16 protein-coding genes are annotated in these 19735 nt (G+C 73.1%); 2 read left to right on the top strand and 14 right to left on the bottom strand.

Annotated features, from left to right (window positions below):
* Nucleotides 1-6: 6 nt before the first annotated feature.
* Complete coding sequence (locus ACFY00_RS10880; RefSeq protein WP_388029631.1) at nt 7-2619, bottom strand: bifunctional FO biosynthesis protein CofGH; 2613 nt, start codon at nt 2617-2619, stop codon at nt 7-9.
* Between the two features lie 185 nt (nt 2620-2804).
* Between ACFY00_RS10880 and ACFY00_RS10875 the strand changes: the two genes are divergently transcribed.
* Nucleotides 2805-4013 (top strand): outer membrane lipoprotein carrier protein LolA, encoded by a 1209-nt coding sequence (locus ACFY00_RS10875; protein WP_388029630.1) that lies wholly within the window; start codon nt 2805-2807, stop codon nt 4011-4013.
* Between the two features lie 192 nt (nt 4014-4205).
* On the opposite strand, the gene ACFY00_RS10870 is transcribed toward ACFY00_RS10875, so the two are convergent.
* Nucleotides 4206-4535, bottom strand: a complete 330-nt coding sequence (locus ACFY00_RS10870; RefSeq protein WP_388029628.1) for a hypothetical protein — start codon at nt 4533-4535, stop codon at nt 4206-4208.
* 218 nt (nt 4536-4753) lie between these two features.
* Here ACFY00_RS10870 and ACFY00_RS10865 point away from each other — a divergent pair, with 218 nt between their 5' ends.
* Nucleotides 4754-6004 carry an ABC transporter substrate-binding protein gene (locus tag ACFY00_RS10865; RefSeq protein WP_388029627.1) on the top strand — a complete coding sequence of 417 codons (1251 nt, stop codon included), beginning with the start codon at nt 4754-4756 and terminating at the stop codon, nt 6002-6004.
* A 10-nt stretch (nt 6005-6014) separates the two neighbouring features.
* Here the strand turns inward: ACFY00_RS10865 and rarD are convergent, their stop codons facing one another.
* From rarD to nuoI, 12 genes are all read right to left on the bottom strand, one after another.
* A complete protein-coding gene (gene rarD, locus ACFY00_RS10860) occupies nt 6015-6938 on the bottom strand; it encodes an EamA family transporter RarD (protein WP_388029624.1) in 924 nt (307 codons plus the stop codon).
* Nucleotides 6939-7098: 160 nt separating this feature from the next.
* Complete coding sequence (locus ACFY00_RS10855) at nt 7099-8136, bottom strand: 2-oxoacid:ferredoxin oxidoreductase subunit beta (protein WP_388029621.1); 1038 nt, start codon at nt 8134-8136, stop codon at nt 7099-7101.
* Nucleotides 8133-10082 (bottom strand): 2-oxoacid:acceptor oxidoreductase subunit alpha, encoded by a 1950-nt coding sequence (locus tag ACFY00_RS10850; protein WP_388029619.1) that lies wholly within the window; start codon nt 10080-10082, stop codon nt 8133-8135. The genes ACFY00_RS10855 and ACFY00_RS10850 overlap by 4 nt, the downstream gene beginning before the upstream one ends.
* Before the next feature lie 140 nt (nt 10083-10222).
* Complete coding sequence (locus ACFY00_RS10845) at nt 10223-10882, bottom strand: LuxR C-terminal-related transcriptional regulator (protein WP_388029814.1); 660 nt, start codon at nt 10880-10882, stop codon at nt 10223-10225.
* A 48-nt stretch (nt 10883-10930) separates the two neighbouring features.
* Nucleotides 10931-11944 (bottom strand): polyprenyl synthetase family protein, encoded by a 1014-nt coding sequence (locus tag ACFY00_RS10840; protein WP_388029617.1) that lies wholly within the window; start codon nt 11942-11944, stop codon nt 10931-10933.
* Nucleotides 11945-12095: 151 nt separating this feature from the next.
* Entirely contained in the window at nt 12096-12680 is a 585-nt protein-coding gene (locus tag ACFY00_RS10835; RefSeq protein WP_388029614.1) for a Uma2 family endonuclease, read from the bottom strand.
* Between the two features lie 143 nt (nt 12681-12823).
* Nucleotides 12824-14461, bottom strand: a complete 1638-nt coding sequence (gene nuoN / locus ACFY00_RS10830) for an NADH-quinone oxidoreductase subunit NuoN (protein ID WP_388029612.1) — start codon at nt 14459-14461, stop codon at nt 12824-12826.
* A complete protein-coding gene (locus ACFY00_RS10825) occupies nt 14458-16071 on the bottom strand; it encodes an NADH-quinone oxidoreductase subunit M (RefSeq protein WP_388029609.1) in 1614 nt (537 codons plus the stop codon). The genes nuoN and ACFY00_RS10825 overlap by 4 nt, the downstream gene beginning before the upstream one ends.
* Nucleotides 16071-17990 carry an NADH-quinone oxidoreductase subunit L gene (gene nuoL, locus ACFY00_RS10820; RefSeq protein WP_388029607.1) on the bottom strand — a complete coding sequence of 640 codons (1920 nt, stop codon included), beginning with the start codon at nt 17988-17990 and terminating at the stop codon, nt 16071-16073. The genes ACFY00_RS10825 and nuoL overlap by 1 nt, the downstream gene beginning before the upstream one ends.
* A gap of 15 nt (nt 17991-18005) precedes the next feature.
* Entirely contained in the window at nt 18006-18305 is a 300-nt protein-coding gene (gene nuoK, locus ACFY00_RS10815) for an NADH-quinone oxidoreductase subunit NuoK (protein ID WP_033215314.1), read from the bottom strand.
* Nucleotides 18302-19153: an NADH-quinone oxidoreductase subunit J gene (locus tag ACFY00_RS10810; protein WP_388029604.1), complete on the bottom strand. Its 852-nt coding sequence runs from the start codon at nt 19151-19153 to the stop codon at nt 18302-18304. The genes nuoK and ACFY00_RS10810 overlap by 4 nt, the downstream gene beginning before the upstream one ends.
* On the bottom strand, nt 19150-19731 hold the full coding sequence (gene nuoI / locus ACFY00_RS10805; protein WP_388029603.1) for an NADH-quinone oxidoreductase subunit NuoI: 582 nt from the start codon (nt 19729-19731) through the stop codon (nt 19150-19152). The genes ACFY00_RS10810 and nuoI overlap by 4 nt, the downstream gene beginning before the upstream one ends.
* Nucleotides 19732-19735: the final 4 nt, after the last annotated feature.

Here is a 19735-nt window from a genome sequence, read left to right as displayed (position 1 = left end):
CCCGCGTCAGTCCAGCACCGGGAGCAGTTGCGGCAGGTGCCCGTCGGAGGCCAGCGCGGCGGCGCGGCGCTCGGCGGGCACCTCGCCGTAGAGGGTGGTGCGCTGGCGGGCCGGGCGGCCGGCCAGCGCGGCGATCGCCTCCAGGTCGCGGACCGACTTGTAGGAGCCCCAGGAGGAGCCCGCCATCCGGGAGATGGTCTCCTCCATCAGGGTGCCGCCCAGGTCGTTGGCGCCGCTGCGGAGCATCTCGGCGGCGCCCTCCGCGCCCAGCTTCACCCAACTGGTCTGGATGTTGGTGATGTGCGGGTGCAGCAGCAGCCGGGCCATCGCGGTCACCGCCCGGTTGTCGCGGGCGGTCGGGCCGGGCCGGGCGATGCCCGCCAGGTAGACCGGCGCGTTGGTGTGCACGAACGGCAGGGTGACGAACTCGGTGAAGCCGCCGGTGCGCTGCTGGATCCCGGCGAGCAGCCGCAGGTGGCCCAGCCAGTGCTTCGGGGTGTCGACGTGGCCGTACATCATCGTCGAGGAGGAGCGGATGCCCAGCTCGTGGGCGGCGGTGACCACCTCGACCCAGGTCGCGGCGGGCAGCTTGCCCTTGGTCAGCACCCAGCGGACCTCGTCGTCCAGGATCTCCGCGGCCGTGCCGGGGATGGAGTCCAGCCCGGCGCCCTTGGCCCGCAGCAGCCACTCGCGGATCGGCAGGCCGGTCCTGGTCGCCCCGTTGACCACCTCCATCGGCGAGAAGGCGTGCACGTGGATGCCCGGCACCCGCTCCTTCACCGCCTGCGCGATGTCGAAGTACGCGGTGCCCGGCAGGTCCGGGTGGATGCCGCCCTGCATGCACACCTCGGTCGCCCCGACCCGCCAGGCCTGCTCGGCCCGTTCGGCGACCTGCTCCAGCGAGAGGGTGTAGGCGTCGGCGTCGGTGCGGCGCTGGGCGAAGGCGCAGAACCGGCAGCCGGTGTAGCAGACGTTGGTGAAGTTGATGTTCCGGGTGACGCAGTACGTGACGTCCTCGCCGACGGTGTCGCGGCGCAGGTCGTCGGCGATCCGGGTGAGCGCGTCCAGCGCGTCGCCGTCGGCCTGGAACAGGGCCAGCGCCTGGTCGTCCGTCAGCTTGACCGGGTCGTCGGCGGCCGTGGACAGCGCGGCCCGCAGGTCGGCGTCCAGGCGGCGGGGGGCGGGCAGCGCGGCCTGCTCGCGCAGCGCCTCCCAGTCGCCGTACACGTCGTCGAAGTCGGAACGCCGGTCGCCGGTGCGGCCCTCGGTGTCGACGGTGCGGAACAGGTCGGTGCGGCCGCCGCCGGTCATCGGCTCGTCCGGCTCCTGCCAGGGCAGGCCGACCGGGTTCCGGCCCTCCACGGCCAGGCCGGTCGCCGGGTCGGCCAGCGCCCGGACGTGCGGCAGCAGGCGCGGGTCCAGCCAGGGCTCGCCGCGCTGGAGGTACTCGGGGTAGATCGTCAACCGCTCGCGCAGGGCGAACCCGGCGGCGGCGGTGCGTTCGGCCAGTTCTTCGACGTGCGGCCAGGGGCGCTCCGGGTTGACGTGGTCGGGCGTCAGCGGGGAGACGCCGCCCCAGTCGTCGATGCCCGCGCCGATCAGCAGCGCGTACTCGGCGTCCACCAGGTTCGGCGGCGCCTGGATCCGGGCCGCGGGCCCGAGCACCAGCCGGGCCACCGCCACCGCCGCGGCCAGCTCGGACAGTTCGGCGTCCGGCATGGCGCGCATCGCGGTGTCCGGCTTGGCCCGGAAGTTCTGCACGATCACCTCCTGCACGCCCTGGTAGGCGCGGGCGACCCTGCGGATCGCCAGCAGCGAGTCGGCCCGCTCCTCGTACGTCTCGCCGATGCCGATCAGCACCCCGGTGGTGAACGGCACCGCGCTGCGCCCGGCGTCCTCCAGCACCCGCAGCCGGACGGCCGGTTCCTTGTCGGGCGAGCCGTGGTGCGGGCCGCCGGGCTCCGACCAGAGGCGGACGGCGGTGGTCTCCAGCATCATGCCCATCGACGGGGCGACCGGCTTGAGCCGCTGGAAGTCCGTCCAGGACAGCACGCCGGGGTTGAGGTGCGGCAGCAGTCCGGTCTCCTCCAGCACCCGCACCGCCATCGCCCGCACGTACGCCAGGGTGTCGTCGTAGCCGTGCGCGTCCAGCCACTCGCGGGCCTCGGGCCACCGCTCCTCGGGGCGGTCGCCGAGCGTGAACAGGGCCTCCTTGCAGCCGAGTTCGGCGCCCTTGCGGGCGATGTCCAGCACCTCGTCCGGGGACAGGTACAGCCCGTGCCCGTCCTTGCGCAGCTTGCCGGGCACGGTGGCGAAGGTGCAGTAGTGACAGCGGTCCCGGCAGAGCCTGGTCAGCGGGACGAACACCTTGCGCGAGTACGTGATGACGCCGGGGCGGCCCGCCTGCTCCAGCCCCGCGTCCCGCAGCCGGGCCGCGACCGTGCACAGCTCGGCGAGGTCCGCGCCGCGGGCCTGCAGCAGCACCGCCGCCTCCGCGACGTCCAGCGCCACCCCGTCCCTGGCCCGGCGCAGCGCGCGCCGCATCGCGGTCGCGGTGGGGGCGGGAGCGGGCGCGGACGTGGGCTCGGACGGGCGCTCGGAGGGGTGCTGAGGGCTCATGGGCCCGACCCTACGCGAGAGGTACCCCTGCGGGACTACACGACCCTGACGGCTTCTCAGGGTCGCAATGCCCCGGATACAACGCCAGGCGGAGCCGGATCTGCTGCCGCCGGGCGACGCCCCCGCGGGCCGCCGGGGGCTCTAATGGACGATGACAGCGCACAGGCACTCGGAAGGGGGCTGCCATGGAGCACGACTCCACCGCAGAACAGGACACGACACCGCTCCGGATCGCACCGCCCGCGGCACCCGCCGGTCGGCCGGCCCGGCCCGCGAAGCGGCGTACCGCCGTCCGCGTCGGCGTGCCGGTGGCCGTGGCCGCCGCCGTCGCCGTCGGCATCGGACTGCCCGCGCTCGCCAGCGACGAGGCGCCCGACCTGCCCGCGATCAGCGCCCAGGACCTCGTCGCCAAGGCGCTCGCCGCCGACACCGACACCTTCTCCGGCACCGTCCGGGTCAGCGCCGACCTCGGCCTGCCCACCGTCGTCACCGACGCCCTCACCGGCTCCGGCGCGGTCGGCGACCTGGCCCGCAGCGCCGGCGCCCCGGTCGGCGGCGCCGACCCGCAGCTCAAGGCCGTCGAACTCCTCGGCGGCTCGCACACCCTGACCGTCGCCGCCGCCGGGCCCGACCGGCAGAAGGTCGTCCTCACCGGCGAGAAGTCCTCCGGCTACGAGCTCGTCCACAACGGCACCCAGCTGTGGGCCTACGACCGCGGCTCCCGGCAGGCGCTGCACCTCACCGCCCCGGCGGGCGCCGCGGACGGGCACCGGGCCGCCGAACCCGGCATCGGCTCCTTCACCCCGCAGGAGGTCGCCAAGCGGTTCCTGGAGCAGGCCGACGCGACCACCGCCGTCACCGTCGGCGGCACCGAGCGGGTCGCCGGGCACGCCGCGTACCGGCTCAGCATCAAGCCGAAGCAGTCCGGCTCCACCATCGACGAGATCCGGGTCGCGATCGACGCCGAGAAGGGCGTGCCGCTGGCCGTCCAGGTCCGCACCGTCGACGGCGCGACCGCCTTCGACGTCCGCTTCGGCAGCCTCTCCTACGCCGAGCCGGACGCCGGGACCTTCCAGTTCACCGCCCCCAAGGGCGCCAAGGTCACCGAGGCCCCCGCCGACGGGCTCCCCGACAGCCCGCTGTCCTCCGTCCTCCCCGAGCTCGACACCACCGGCACCGGCCCCGCCGCCGTGATCGGCGAGGGCTGGACCACCGTCCTGCACGGCGAGGCGGGCGCCGAGGCCGCGAAGGGCCTCGGCAAGTTCGCCGGCCGCCACGTCGACGGCGGCACCCTGGTCTCCACCCGCATCGTCAACGCCCTGATCACCGACGACGGGCGCGTCTACCTCGGCGCGGTCACGGCGGAGACCCTGCAGAAGGCCGCGAAGGGCTGATCCGGGGCCCGGAGGGCGCGTATTCAGGGGCTCGGGGAACGGCGAGTCCGAGCTGCTGACGGCCGGAGCCCACCGGAGGTCCGTGCTGCTTCGGGCCGCGGTAACAGAACCCGGAGCCGATGCGCGCACCGGCAGTGCACCGTCAGCAGACTCGTGCCCGCCGTTCCCCGGGCCCCTGAAGGGCCCCCTCTGTCAGCGCACCTGGCGGGTGGACGCCGCCGCCAGGGCCAGGGCCGGGAGGTCGGACGGGGGGACGAGGAAGAGCGGCGACCAGCCGGCCGTGACGAGGCGGACGCCCGCGGTGAGGCCGTGCAGGCGGGCGCGGGGCGAGTGGCGGAGTTCGACCCGGTCGAGGCGGTAGGGCGGGAGCAGGTCGACCGGGTCGCCGCCCGCGGGGCGCCAGCTGATGGCGGCGGGGAGGCCCGCCTGCCGGGTGATGCGCAGCTCGCCGCTCTGGGCCCCGCCCGCTTCCCGCCGCACCGCGGGAACGTGGTGGAGCACGGGCCGGGCGAGGTGCACCATCGGAGTTCCTCCCGCGCGCCGGGACAGCTGCGGCCGGGTCGCGCAGCACGGACGTTAGCAGTCCGGGAGTCCGGTTGAGGAGATCCCGAGGAGGCGTTCTTCACGGGTGCCGGGCCGGGCCCTTGACGCGGGCTCGGGCCGGACGGTGGGATGGTGGGCCGCCGCGGACCGTTCGTCCGTCGTTCGCCCGCCCGCCCGTTCGACCCGCTGGGAGCGCCGTGCCGATCCGCCGCCGTCAGGTCCTGCTCGGCGGACTGGCCGCCCTGTGCGGCACGGCGCTGGCCCGGTACGGGTCGGCGGAGGCGAGTTCGGGGAGCGGGCCGTCGGGGCTGCTGGAGGTCTCGACGGGCTGGACGGCGGGCCCGGAGCAGAACGGCCTGCAGGCGCTGCTGGCCGCGCTGAAGGGCCGGGCGCCGAACGTCACCTTCGTCGCGGGGGACGGCTCCAACCCGGCGGGCACCGCTCTCGCGGCGCGGCTCGCCGACGGCCCGCCGCCGGACAGCGTCCGGTGTTCCGGCGGGGCCGAACTCGCCGAACTCGCGCCCCACTTGGAGCCGCTGGACGGCCTCGCCAGGGCCCGCGGCTGGACCGCCGGGCTGCCGGGGGCGCTGCTGCCCAGGCTGGGCGTCCGCGGGGCCCTGCACGCCGTCGCGGCCGGGGCGCGCCGCACCAACCTGCTGTGGACCAACCCGCGGGTGCTGGCCGCCGCCGGTGCGTCCGCCGCCCCGCGGGACACCGCGGGGCTGCTGGAGCGGCTGCGGAGCGTCGCCGCGACCGGCGCCACCCCGCTGGCCGTCGGCGGCCCCACCGAGGTGCTGCACCTGGCCGAGACCGTCCTGCTGGCCGCGCACGGCCCGGACGCCTTCGCCGCCCTGTGGCGGCCCGGCGGGCCCTGGGACTCCCCCGCCACGACCGGCGCGCTGCACACCCTGGACCAGTTGCTGGCGCTGGCCGCCCCGCCCGCGCCGGGGGCCGACTGGACGGACGCCGCCCGGCTGCTCGGCACCGGCCAGGCCGGGTACCTGCTCACCGGCGACTGGGCGGACACCTGGCTGCGCGACGACCTGGCCCTGCGCCCGGGCACCGACTACGGCTGGGTGCCGGTGCCCGGCACCGAGGGCCTGTTCCAGTCCCGCCTCGACGCCTTCGCGCTGCCCCGCGGGGCCCGCAACCGCTCCGCCGCGCTGGCCTGGCTGGACGTCTGCGCGGGCCCAGACGGCCAGGTCGCCCTGAACGGGGCCCGCGCCGCCGTCCCCGCCCGCACCGACCTGCCGGACACCACCCGCGCCCTGTTCGGCCCGTACGCCCGCTGGTCGCTGGACGAGTGGCGCACCCGCCGCCCGGTCGACTCGCTGGCCCACGGCGGCCTGCTCGCCCCCGGCCGCCGGGCCGCCGCGGTCGCCGCCGCGGGCGCGTTCACCGGGCACCGCGACGGCGCCCGGCTGGCCCGCGAGCTCGCGCGGGTCTGAGGTCCGGCCGTCAGCCCGCGACGGCCTCCAGGACGGGGGCCCGCCGGCGCTCGGCCCGCATCCGGCGCAGCGCGTCCCCGCTGAGCAGCACCAGGGCCACCCAGACCAGCGCGAAGCCCGCCCAGCGGGCCGGGGCCATCGTCTCGTGGAACACCGCGACGCCGATCAGGAACTGGAAGACCGGCGCCAGGTACTGCAGCAGCCCCAGCGTGGTCAGCGGCACCCGCAGCGCGGCCGCGCCGAAGCACATCAGCGGCACCGCCGTGATCACGCCGCTGAGCACCAGCAGCGCGCTGTGCCCCCAGCCGTGGCCGAGGGTGCCCTCGCCGCGCACCCCCAGGTAGACCAGGAAGGCCAGCGCGAAGGGGAACATCACGGCGCTCTCCACGGCGAGGCTCTCCGCGCCGCCCAGGCCGACCTTCTTCTTCAGCAGCCCGTAGGTGGCGAAGGAGAACGCCAGCGCCAGCGCGATCCACGGCGGGCGGCCGTACGCCACCGTCAGCACCAGCACGGCCGCGGCGCCGACGCCCACCGCCGCCCACTGCGCCGGGCGCAGCCGCTCGCGCAGCACCAGCACCCCGAAGGCGATGGTGACCAGCGGGTTGATGAAGTAGCCGAGGCTGGTCTCCACCACGTGGCCGGAGTTCACGCCCCAGATGTAGACGCCCCAGTTGACCGAGACGGTGGCGGCGGCCAGCGCCAGCAGGCCCAGGCGGCGCGGCTGGCGCAGCAGCGGGCGGATCCACGCCCAGCGGCGGCGCGCCAGCAGCATCGCGCCGACCGCGACCAGCGACCACACCATCCGGTTGGCCAGGATGTCGAGGGCCCCGGCGGGCTCCAGCAGCGGCCAGAACAGCGGGAAGAGCCCCCACATCCCGTACGCCGCGAAGCCGTTCCACAACCCGATCCTGGCCTCCCGCGCACCCTCCGCCATGGCCTGCCCCTCACCTCGCCCGCACGCTGTCGCATTCACCCGAAAGGTAGCGGGCCGCACGCGCCGGTGTCATCTCCGATTCCGGGTTTGGCTCCTGACATGGGGAGGAGGGCCGGGGCCCGGGGGCGCCCCGCTCCCCCGGGCCCCGGCCGCAGCGCCGCTACCCGCCCACCGTCCAGGTGCTGGAGCCCGCGAGCAGCGCGGCCAGGTCGCCGCGGCCCTGCCGCTCCTCGGCGCGGGCGAGCTGCTCGGTCAGCTGGGCGTCGTAGACCGGGCGGGACACGTCGCGCAGCACGCCGATGGGCGTGTGGTGCAGGGTGTCGGCGTCGGCGAGCCGGGTGAGCGCGAAGGCGGTGCTCGGTCCGGCCGCGTGGGCGTCGTGGACGATCGCGGTGCCCTCGGTGCGCGGGGCGATCCGCAGTTCGCCGTCCGGGTCGCGGACCACGTGGTGCCCGGCGCCGACCAGGACCGGCTGCCCGTGCTCCAGCCGGATCAGCGCCTCGTCGCGGGTGCCGGGCTCCTTCAGGAGCTCGAAGGCGCCGTCGTTGAAGATGTTGCAGTTCTGGTAGATCTCCACCAGCGCGGTGCCCTCGTGCCGCGCGGCGGCCCGCAGCACGGACTGCAGGTGCTGCCGGTCGGAGTCGATGGTGCGGGCCACGAAGCTCGCCTCGGCGCCGATCGCCAGCGACAGCGGGTTGAACGGGGCGTCCAGCGAGCCCATCGGCGTCGACTTGGTGATCTTGCCGACCTCGCTGGTGGGCGAGTACTGGCCCTTGGTCAGCCCGTAGATCCGGTTGTTGAACAGCAGGATCTTCAGGTTGACGTTGCGGCGCAGCGCGTGGATCAGGTGGTTGCCGCCGATCGACAGCGCGTCGCCGTCACCGGTGACCACCCACACCGACAGGTCGGGGCGGGAGGCGGCCAGGCCGGTGGCGATCGCCGGGGCGCGGCCGTGGATCGAGTGCATCCCGTAGGTGTTCATGTAGTACGGGAAGCGCGAGGAGCAGCCGATGCCGGAGACGAAGACGGTGTTCTCCCGCCGGATGCCCAGCTCGGGCATGAAGGACTGCACGGCCGCCAGGATCGCGTAGTCGCCGCAGCCCGGGCACCAGCGCACCTCCTGGTCGGTCTTGAAGTCCTTCGCGGACTGCGGGCCGTCCGCCTTGGGGACCAGGCGCAGGGCGGGGAAGTCGGTCATCGGGTCTCCTCCGCGTCGAGGCTGCCGAGCGCGGCGTGCAGCACGTCGGCGAGTTGGGCGGCCTTGAACGGCAGGCCGCGGACCTGGTTGTAGGACTGCGCGTCGACCAGGTACCTGGCGCGCAGCAGCAGGGCGAGCTGGCCGAGGTTCATCTCGGGGACGATCACCCGCTCGTAGCGCTCCAGCACCGCGCCGAGGTTGGCCGGGAAGGGGTTCAGGTGGCGCAGGTGGGCCTGGGCGACGTGCCCGCCGTCCGCCCGCACCCGGCGCACCGCGGCCGTGATCGGGCCGTACGTGGAGCCCCAGCCGAGCACCAGGACCCGGGCCGCGCCGCTCGGGTCGTCGACCTCGACGTCCGGGACGGCGATGTTGTCGACCTTGGCCTGCCGGGTGCGGACCATGAAGTCATGGTTCGCCGGGTCGTACGAGATGTTGCCGGTGCCGTCCTGCTTCTCGATGCCGCCGATCCGGTGCTCCAGGCCCGGCGTGCCGGGCACCGCCCACGGGCGGGCCAGCGTCCGCGGGTCGCGCTGGTAGGGGCGGAAGGAGCCGCCCGGGCCGTTCGGTTCGGTCGCGAACTCGACGCGCAGGTCCGGGAGTTCGTCGACCTCCGGGAGCTTCCACGGCTCGGAGCCGTTGGCCAGGTAGCCGTCCGAGAGCAGGAACACCGGCGTCCGGTAGGTGAGCGCGATCCGGGCCGCGTCCAGCGCGGCGGTGAAGCACTCGGCGGGCGTCGCGGGCGCCACCACCGGCACCGGCGCCTCGCCGTTGCGGCCGAACATCGCCTGCAGCAGGTCGGCCTGCTCGGTCTTGGTCGGCAGGCCGGTGGACGGGCCGCCGCGCTGGATGTCGACCACCAGCAGCGGCAGCTCCAGCGACACCGCCAGCCCGATCGTCTCCGACTTCAGCGCCACGCCCGGCCCGGAGGTCGTCGTCACCCCCAGCGCCCCGCCGAACGCCGCGCCCAGCGCGGCGCCGATCCCGGCGATCTCGTCCTCCGCCTGGAAGGTGCGCACGCCGAAGTTCTTGTGCTTCGACAGCTCGTGCAGGATGTCCGAGGCCGGGGTGATCGGGTACGAGCCGAGGAACACCGGCAGGCCCGAGCGCTCCCCCGCCGCGACCAGGCCGTACGAGAGCGCCAGGTTGCCGGAGATGTTGCGGTAGGTACCGGGGGCCAGCTCGGCGGGCGGCACCTCGTAGGAGACCGCGAACTCCTCGGTGGTCTCGCCGAAGTTCCAACCGGCCCGGAACGCCGCCACGTTGGCCTCGGCGATCTCCGGCTTCTTGGCGAACTTCTGCCGCAGGAACAGCTCGGTGCCGTGCGTCGGCCGGTGGTACATCCACGACAGCAGACCCAGCGCGAACATGTTCTTCGCCCGCTCGGCGTCCTTGCGGGCCAGCCCGCTGTCCTTCAGCGCCTCCAGCGTCAGCGTGGTCAGCGGCACCGGGTGCAGCCGGAACGCCTCCAGCGAACCGTCCTCCAGCGGGGAGGCCGCGTAGCCGACCTTCGCCAGCGCCCGCTTGGTGAACTCGTCGGTGTTGACGATGATCTCCGCCCCGGCCGACAGGTCCGGCAGGTTCGCCTTCAGCGCCGCCGGGTTCATCGCCACCAGCACGTCCGGCGCGTCGCCCGGCGTGAGGATGTCGTGGTCGGCGAAGTGCAGCTGGAAGCTGGAGACCCCCGGCAGCGTCCCGGCGGGCGCCCGGATCTCGGCCGGGAAGTTCGGCAGCGTGGACAGGTCGTTGCCGAACGCCGCCGTCTCCGAGGTGAAACGGTCGCCGGTGAGCTGCATGCCGTCGCCCGAGTCGCCCGCGAAGCGGATGATCACCCGGTCCAACCGCCGGATCGGCTTGGCCGTCCGCCCGGACGCCGGACGCGCCGCCCCGGCCGGGCCGTCGCCGTCCGGGCCGTCCACTGCTTCTGACTGATCGACCTGACTGGTCACTGCCGCGGACCTCCTGTCGGGGAGCCAGCAGCGGGCGTGAGCCGTGTGCCCCGTCCGCCTGGTGCACCGAGGGAATCCTAAGCGGGTGGGGCGCGAGTGGAGGGGAACTCGCGCAGACCGTTCCGGTGGCCGGAACGGGGTCAGGACGCCAGGTAGGCGAGGACGGCGAGAACTCGCCGGTGATCACCCTGGCTCTGGCCCAAACCCAGTTTCTGGAAGATGTTCGACACGTGCTTCTCGACCGCGCCGTCGGAGACCACCAGTTGCTTGGCGATCGCCGCGTTGGTGCGGCCCTCCGCCATCAGGCCGAGCACCTCGCGCTCGCGCGGGGTCAGGGCGGCCAGGGTGTCGCCCCGGCGGCTGCGGCTGAACAGCTGCTGCACCACCTCCGGGTCGAGCACCGTGCCGCCGTCGGCGACCTGGGCCACCGCGTCGGCGAACTCGCGGACCTCGGCGACCCGGTCCTTGAGCAGGTAGCCCACCCCGCGGGTGGAGCCGGCCAGCAGTTCGCTGGCGTACTGCTGCTCGACGTGCTGGGAGAGCACCAGCACGCCCAGGTCGGGGTGGCGGCCGCGCAGTTCCACGCAGGCCCGCACGCCCTCGTCGGTGTGCGTCGGGGGCATCCGCACGTCCGCCACCACGACGTCCGGCAGGGCGCCCGCGCCGTGCAGCTCGTCGATCGTCCGCACCAGGGCGGCGCCGTCCCCGACGCCCGCCACGACCTCCATCCCACGGTCCGTCAGCAGTCGTGTCAGCCCCTCCCGGAGCAGCACGGAGTCCTCGGCGATCACCACGCGCAACATGGCACCGACCCTATCGAGAACGGGGCGGTGCCATGGGCGCACCGGCTACATGGTGCGGATCGCCACCGTGTCGCACAGCTCCTGCAGGGCGGACTTCGCGGGGCAGTCGGGCAGGGTGTCGAGCAGCGCGCGGGCCTCCTCGGCGTAGCGCAGCGTCTCGCGGCGGGCCCGCTCCAGCGCCGGGTGGCGGCGCAGCAGGCGCAGCGCCTCGGCGTGGGCGTCGTCGTCGGCGGCGAGGTCGGTGTCGAGCAGGGCGCGCAGCCGGGCGTCCTCGGGGTCGGCCGGGTCGGCGGGCATCTGGCGCAGCATCAGCACGGGCAGGGTGGGGACGCCCTCGCGCAGGTCGGTGCCGGGGGTCTTGCCGGACTCGTGGCCGTCGCTGGCGATGTCCAGGACGTCGTCGGCGAGCTGGAAGGCGGTGCCGATCCGCTCGCCGTACTGGGTGAGCAGGTCGACGATCCACGGCTCGGCCCCGGCCATCAGCGAGCCGAAGCGGCAGGAGACGGCGATCAGCGAGCCGGTCTTGCCGGAGATGACGTCCAGGTAGTGGCGCAGCGGGTCGTCCTCGGGGCGCGGCCCGGCGGTCTCCAGGATCTGGCCGGTGACCAGCCGCTCGAAGGCGTCGGACTGGATCCGGACGGCCTCGGGGCCGAGGTCGGAGAGCACCTGGGAGGCGCGGGAGAACAGGAAGTCGCCGGTGAGGATGGCCACCGAGTTGTCCCAGCGGCTGTTGGCGCTGGGGGCGCCGCGGCGCACGGGCGCCTCGTCCATCACGTCGTCGTGGTAGAGCGTCGCGAGGTGGGTCAGCTCGACCACCACGGCGGAGGGCACCACGCCGGGCGCCGCGGGATCGCCGAACTGGGCGGCGAGCATCACCAGCAGCGGCCTGAACCGCTTGCCCCCGGCCTCGATGAGGTGGCTGGCGGTCACCGTGATGAAGGGCACGTCGCTCTTGACGGCCTCGATCAGGGCGGCCTCCACGGCCTCCATCCCGGTCTGGACGTCACGGGTCAGATCGCGGTCCTGCACGCTCAGCCCGAAGGGCCCCACGACGGTCACGCTGACCACTCCTGTCCCTGGTCGACCCAGCGGGCCGGTCCCTCAGCCTCGCCGATGCACATACAAGGCAGCGTATCCGGTCCGGAGTGGATCACTGCACGGGCATGGGCCCGACTTCCCTGGTGGCGGGAGGCGGCGGGGAGGACGCCGGTCAGCGGGGGACGATCCGGGTCAGGTCGACCTCGACGGGGTAGGGCAGGACGGTGCTCAGGGTGCCGTGGTGGACGGCCGTGCCGGGCGCGGGGGCGTACACGCCGGTCTCCGCGTCCAGGTGGAACTCGTAGACCACCGGGAGGCCGTCCTCGCCGCGCTCGACCCGCCAGAAGAACGGGATGCCCGCCTCGGCGTACATGCCGGGCTTGCGGAACCGGTCGTCGCTGCGCGAGCCGTGCGAGACCACCTCGACGGCGAGCGCCACGGTGGTGACGGGCACGCACTCCATGGTGAAGAAGTCGAGCCCGGTGCGGTCGAAGACCACCACGTCGGGCTTGGGCACGGTGGAGGGGTCGACCAGCACGCAGCGTTCGGAGTTGACCTCGTACGGATCTTGGCGAGCGCTGCGGAGCGCGAAGTACAGCTCGTCGCGCACGGTGTCGTGCCACTGACTGGTCATGCCACGGACCACGATCGCCCCATCCACCAACTCGAACTCGAAGGGCAGATCGAGGTCCTTGACCTGGTCGTAGGTCCAGCCTCCCGAGGGCGGGGACGTCCAGTCGATCGGTTCGGCAGTCATGGTCACCTCCTGCACCCAGTGTAGGAGCCCAGGCTAGGGGTGGCGACGAGTGGCGAAACGGTTCGCCGGGGCCCTGTTCGCCCGCCGAACAGCAGTCCGGCCCCCGCCCGGTGGGGCGGGGGCCGGAACGGGGCGGGGCCGGCTCAGCGGGTGAACAGGGCGGCCTTGGAGGCCAGGTCGAGGAAGTACTGCGGGAGCAGGCCGAGGCCGAGGGTGACCAGCACGCCGACGCCGATGGCGGTGGCGGTGAGCGGGCTGGGGACGGCCACGGCGGGGCCGGAGGGCTGCGGGTCGGAGAAGAACATCAGCACGATGACCCGGATGTAGAAGAACGCGGCGACCGCGGAGGACAGCACGCCGACGATGACCAGCGGGGTGGCCCCGCCCTCGGCCGCGGCCTGGAAGACCGCGAACTTGCCGGTGAACCCGGAGGTCAGCGGGATGCCCGCGAAGGCCAGCAGGAACAGCGCGAACACCGCCGCCAGCAGCGGCGAACGGCGGCCCAGCCCGGCCCAGTTGGACAGGTGGGTGGCCTCGCCCTTGGAGTCCCGCACCAGGGTGACCACGGCGAACGCGCCGAGCGTGACGAAGGAGTACGCCAGCAGGTAGAAGAGCACCGCGGCGACGCCGCGCCGGTCGGTGGCGATCAGGCCGGTCAGGATGAACCCGGCGTGCGCGACCGAGGAGTAGGCGAGCAGCCGCTTCACGTCCTGCTGGGTGATGGCCAGCACCGCGCCGACCACCATGGTGAGGATCGCCACGCCCCACATGACGGGCCGCCAGTCCCAGCGGATGCCGGGGAAGGCGACGTAGAACAGCCGCAGCAGGGCGCCGAACGCGGCGGTCTTGGTGGCGGCCGCCATGAACCCGGTGACCGGGGTCGGGGCGCCCTGGTAGACGTCCGGCGTCCAGGAGTGGAACGGCACCGCGCCGACCTTGAAGAGCAGGCCGACGGCCAGCATGGCCAGGCCGATCAGCAGCAGCGCGTCGTTCTGGGTGGTGACGGCGAGCGCCGGGGTGACCTGGGAGACGCCGGAGACCACGTCGGCGATCTCGCCCAGTTGCAGCGAGCCCGCGTAGCCGTACACCAGGGCGGTGCCGAACAGGAAGAACGCCGAGGCGAACGCGCCGAGCAGGAAGTACTTGACGGCCGCCTCCTGCGAGATCAGGCGGCGGCGCCGGGCGAGCGCGCACATCAGGTACAGCGGGAGGGAGAGCACCTCCAGCGCGACGAACATGGTCAGCAGGTCGTTGGCGGCGGGGAAGAGCAGCATGCCGCCGACCGCGAACAGGGTCAGCGGGTAGATCTCGGTGGTGCGCAGGCCCTCGCGGGTCGCGTCGCGCTCCTGCTCGCCGCCGGGGACGGCCGCGGCCTGGGCGGCGAACGCGTCGACCCGGTGGCCGTTGATCCGCGGCTCCAGCCGGCCCTCGGCGTAGGTCAGCACCGCGAGCACCGCGGTGAGCAGGATCACGCCCTGCAGGAACAGCGCCGGGCCGTCGATGGCGACCGCGCCCATCGCCAGCAGCCCGGCCTTGGTGGTGCCGTGGCCCTGGGCGGCGAGCACCACCACGGCGGCGAAGGCGCCGCCGAGGCCGAGCAGCGAGACGCCCAGCTGGGCGGTGGCGCGCAGGCGCCGCGGCAGGAAGGCCTCGACCAGCACGCCGAGCAGCGCGGCGCCGAAGACCACCAGCATCGGCGAGAGCTGCCCGTACTCGATGTGCGGGGCGGGGATGCTCGGACCGCTGCCGTTGGCGGCGGCCAGTGCGTGGACGGGGATCACTTCTGCTCGCCTCCGTTGGTGGCGGCGACCGGGTGGGCCGGTGCCGGGTCGGTGCGGTGGACCTGGCCGAGGGTGTCGTTCACGGCCGGGTTCACCAGGTCGGTGAGCGGCTTCGGGTAGACGCCCAGCAGCAGGGTCAGCGCCACCAGCGGGGCGACGACGGCCAGTTCGCGGACCTTCAGGTCCTTGACGCCCTCGACGCCGGCCTTCACCGGGCCGGTCATGGTGCGCTGGTACAGCAGCAGGGCGTACAGCGCGGCCAGCACGATGCCGAAGGTCGCGACGATCCCGATCGCCGGGTAGCGGCTGAAGGTGCCGACCAGGACCAGGAACTCGCTGACGAACGGGGCCATGCCGGGCAGCGACAGGGTCGCCAGGCCGCCGATCAGGAAGGTCCCGGCCAGCACCGGGGCGACCTTCTGCACGCCGCCGTAGTCGGCGATCAGGCGGGAGCCGCGGCGGGAGATCAGGAAGCCCGCGACCAGCATCCAGGCGGCGGTGGAGATGCCGTGGTTGACCATGTAGAGGGTCGCGCCGGACTGGCCCTGGCTGGTCATCGCGAAGACGCCCAGGATGATGAACCCGAAGTGCGAGATGGACGCGTAGGCGACCAGCCGCTTGATGTCCTTCTGCCCGATCGCGACCAGCGCGCCGTAGACGATGCCGATCAGCGCCAGCACCATGATCACCGGGGCGAAGGTCCTGGACGCGTCCGGGAACAGGCCCAGGCAGAAGCGCAGCATCGCGAAGGTGCCGACCTTGTCGACCACCGCGGTGATCAGCACGGCCGTCCCGGCGGTGGACTCGCCCATCGCGTTCGGCAGCCAGGTGTGCAGCGGCCACATCGGGGCCTTCACCGCGAAGGCGAAGAAGAAGCCGAGGAACAGCGCCCGCTGCGCGTTCGGGTCGATCACCAGCTTGCCGGAGGAGATCGCGTCGGTCAGCGCGGTCAGGCTGAACGTCGCCTGCCCCTGGTCGGCGGCCACCACGTACAGGCCGATCACGGCGGCCAGCATGACCAGGCCGCCGAGCAGGTTGTACAGCAGGAACTTGACGGCCGCGTACGAGCGCTGGCGGTCCGCGTCGGGGCCGCCCGCCCGGTCGCCGAAGCCGCCGATCAGGAAGTACATCGGGATCAGCATGGCTTCGAAGAACACGTAGAACACGAAGACGTCGGTGGCCAGGAAGGACACCAGCACCATCGCCTCGACGGCCAGGATCAGCGCGAAGAACGCCTGGGTGCGCCGCTTGGACTCGAAGGAGCCCTCGGGGGCCGACGGGTCGGCGTCGTGCCAGCCGGCCAGCATCACCAGCGGCACCAGGACGGCGGTGAGCAGCACCAGGGCGGTGCCGATGCCGTCCGCGCCGAGCGAGAAGCTGATCCCGAAGGAGCGGATCCAGGAGTGGGACTCGGTCAACTGGTAGCGGGCGCCGCCGGGTTCGAAGGCGACGGCGATCGCGGCGGCCAGGCCGAGGGTGAGGACGGAGACCGCGAGCGCGACGGTCTTGGTGGTGCGCCGCCGGGCCTCGCTGGTCCCGGCCGGGAGGGCGGCGGTGAGCACCGCTCCGGCGGCCGGGACGGCACAGGTGGCGGAGAGGAGGTAGCTCATCAGACCGACCTCATCAGGAGAGTGGAGGCGACCAGCACCAGCGTGCCGCCGAACATGGAGAGCGCGTACGTGCGGACGTAGCCGGTCTGGATCCGGCGCAGCCGGGCGGAGATCCCGCCGATCGCGGCGGCCAGGCCGTTGACGAGGCCGTCCAGGCCCCGGCTGTCGAACCAGACCAGGGTGGCGGCCAGCGCCGAGCCGGGGCGGACCAGGACGGCGTGGTTGAAGTCGTCCTGCAGCAGGTCGCGGCGGGCGGCCCGGGTGAGCAGCGAGCCGACCGGCGGCTTGACCGGGACGGGGTTGCGTCCGTACATCTGCCAGGCCAGGGCGGCGCCCGCGAGCATGCAGACGGTGGCGAGGCCGGTGACGGTCCACTGGCCCAGCGGGGAGTCGCCCTCGGCGTGGCCGGTGACCGGCTCCAGCCAGTGCAGGAAGGAGTTCCCGTAGACGAACAGGCCGCCCGCGAAGACCGAGCCGAAGGCCAGCACGACCATCGGGATCGTCATCGACTTCGGGGACTCGTGCGGGTGCGGGAGGTTGCCGTCCCCCGCGGCGGAGCCGCTGATGTCTGCCGTGGGCTGCCAGCGCTTCTCGCCGAAGAAGGTCAGCACCATCACCCGGGTCATGTAGAACGCGGTGACCGCGGCGCCGGTCAGGGCGCACAGGCCGAGGATCCAGCCCTCGGTGCCGCCCTTGGCGAACGCCGCCTCGATGATCTTGTCCTTGGAGAAGTAGCCGGACAGGAACGGGAAGCCGATGATCGCCAGGTAGCCGAGGCCGAAGGTGGCGAAGGTGATCGGCATGTACTTGCGCAGACCGCCGTAGTGCCGCATGTTCACCTCGTCGTTCATGCCGTGCATGACCGACCCGGCGCCGAGGAACAGCCCGGCCTTGAAGAAGCCGTGGGTGACCAGGTGCATGATCGCGAAGGCGTAGCCGATCGGGCCCAGGCCCGCCGCCATGATCATGTAGCCGATCTGCGACATGGTCGAGCCCGCCAGGGCCTTCTTGATGTCGTCCTTGGCGCAACCGACGACCGCACCGAACAGCAGCGTCACCGCGCCGACCACCACCACGGCGGTCTGCGCGTCCGGCGCCAGGTTGAAGATCGCGCCGGAGCGGACGATCAGGTAGACGCCCGCGGTGACCATGGTGGCCGCGTGGATCAGGGCCGAGACCGGGGTCGGGCCCTCCATCGCGTCGCCCAGCCAGGACTGCAGCGGCACCTGCGCCGACTTGCCGCAGGCCGCCAGCAGCAGCATCAGGCCGATCGCGGTGAGCTTGCCCTCGCTCGCGTCGCCCGCGGTGGCGAACACCGGCCGGAAGGCGAAGGACCCGAACTCGACGAACATCAGCATGATCGCGATGGACAGGCCCATGTCGCCGACCCGGTTGACGATGAACGCCTTCTTGGCGGCCGTCGCGGCGCTCGGCTTGTGCTGCCAGAACCCGATCAGCAGGTAGGACGCGAGGCCCACGCCCTCCCAACCGACGTACAGCAGCAGGTAGTTGTCGGCCAGCACCAGGACCAGCATGGCGGCCAGGAACAGGTTCAGGTAGGCGAAGAAGCGGCGGCGGCGCTCGTCGTGCGCCATGTAGCCCACCGAGTACAGGTGGATCAGGGTGCCGACGCCGGTGATCAGCAGGACGAAGGTGATCGAGAGTTGGTCGAGCTGGAAGGCGACGTCGGCCCGGAAGCCGTCCACCGGGATCCAGGTGTACACCTGCTCGATGACGGCGCGGTGCTCGGCGTCCCGGCCGAGCATGTCCGCGAACAGGGCCAGGCCGAGGGCGAAGGAGAGCGCGGCCAGGGCCGTCGCGATCCAGTGCCCGAGCCGATCCAGGGCCCGTCCGCCGAGCAGCAGCAGGGCAGCACCGGCCAGCGGCGCCGCGACCAGCAGCGGAATGAGAGAGTTCACTGAGGGGCCCTCCGCCTACAGCTTCATCAGGTTGCTGTCGTCGACCGAAGCGGAGTGCCTGGTCCGGAAGATGGAGACGATGATGGCGAGGCCGACCACGACCTCGGCCGCCGCGACCACCATCGTGAAGAACGCGAGGATCTGGCCGTCCAGGTTGCCGTGCATCCGGGAGAAGGTGACCAGCGCCAGGTTCGAGGCGTTCAGCATCAGCTCCACGCACATGAACAGCACGATCGCGTTGCGCCGCAGCAGCACCCCGGAGGCCCCGATGGTGAACAGCAGCGCGGCGAGGTACAGGTAGTTGGCCGGGTTCACTCCGCCTCCTCCTTGTCCTTGGTCGGCACGGTCTCCAGCGCCTGGCGCGGCCCGGTGACCTGCGGGCGGGCGGAGGACGGGCGGCCCAGCCAGTCGGCCGTGGTCTCCTCCAGCTCGGCCATCCGCCGCAGCATCTCCTGGCTGACGTCGCGGACCTGGCCGCGCTCGCGCAGGGTGCCCATCACCGAGTCCTCGGCGACCGTGCCGTCCGGCAGCAGCGCCGGGACGTCCACCGCGTTGTGCCGGGCGTACACGCCGGGGGCGGGCAGCGGCGGCACCTGGATGTTGTCCTTGACCCGCTGCGCGGCCAACTGGCGCTGGGTCAGCGGGGCGCGGACCTTCTCGCGGTGGGTCAGCACCATCGCGCCGACCGCCGCGGTGATCAGCAGCGCGCCGGTCACCTCGAACGCCCACACGTACTTGGTGAAGATCAGCCGGGCCAGGCCCTGCACGTTGCCCTCGGCGTTCGCCTCGGACAGGCCGGTGAAGTTCCGCAGGTGCGCGTTGGCCAGGCCCGCGACCAGCAGCACGCCGAAGCCCAGGCCGCAGAGCACCGCGGCGATCCGCTGGCCCCTCAGCTGCTCCTTCAGCGAGTCCGCCGACGAGACGCCGACCAGCATCACCACGAACAGGAACAGCATCATGATCGCGCCGGTGTACACCACGATCTGCACCACGCCCAGGAACACCGCGCCCTGCGCCATGTAGCAGACCGCCAGCGCCAGCATGGTCGCCGCCAGGCAGAGCGCCGAGTGCACGGCCTTCTTCATCAGCAGCATGCCGAGCGCCCCGCCGACCGCGATCACGGCCAGCACCCAGAACTGCACGGCCTCGCCGGTGGAGGTCATGACTGCTCCTCCTTCTCGCGGTCGTGCCGCTCCTGCTGGACGGTGCCCGGCGCCGCGCCGGTGACCTCGCCCCGGTAGTACGCGCCCTCGTCGGCGCCCGGGAAGATCGCGTGCGGGGAGTCGACCATGCCCTCGGTCAGCCCGACCAGCAGCTGCTCCTTGGTGAAGATCAGGTCCTGCCGGGAGGAGTCCGCGAGCTCGTACTCGTTGGTCATGGTCAGCGCCCGGGTCGGGCACGCCTCCACGCACAGCCCGCACAGGATGCAGCGGGCGTAGTTGATCTGGTACACCGCGCCGTACCGCTCGCCGGGCGAGTAGCGCTCCTCGTCCCGGTTGTCGGCGCCCTCGACGTAGATCGCGTCGGCCGGACAGGCCCAGGCGCACAGCTCGCAGCCGACGCACTTCTCCAGGCCGTCCGGGTGCCGGTTCAGCTGGTGGCGGCCGTGGAAGCGCGGAGCGGTGGGCTTCTTGTACTCCGGGTACTGCTCGGTGAGCCGCTTCTTGAACATGGCCTTGAAGGTCACGCCGAAGCCGGCGGCCGGCCCGAGGACCGACTTCTCTGACGACTCGTCAGGCATCTCG

The organism is Kitasatospora sp. NPDC001540, assembly GCF_042894345.1.
In the GTDB taxonomy this organism is placed as follows: Bacteria; Actinomycetota; Actinomycetes; order Streptomycetales; family Streptomycetaceae; genus Kitasatospora; species Kitasatospora phosalacinea_C.
The sequence above is the reverse complement of the archived record's forward strand: the minus strand, read 5'-3'. Positions and strand labels throughout refer to the sequence as shown.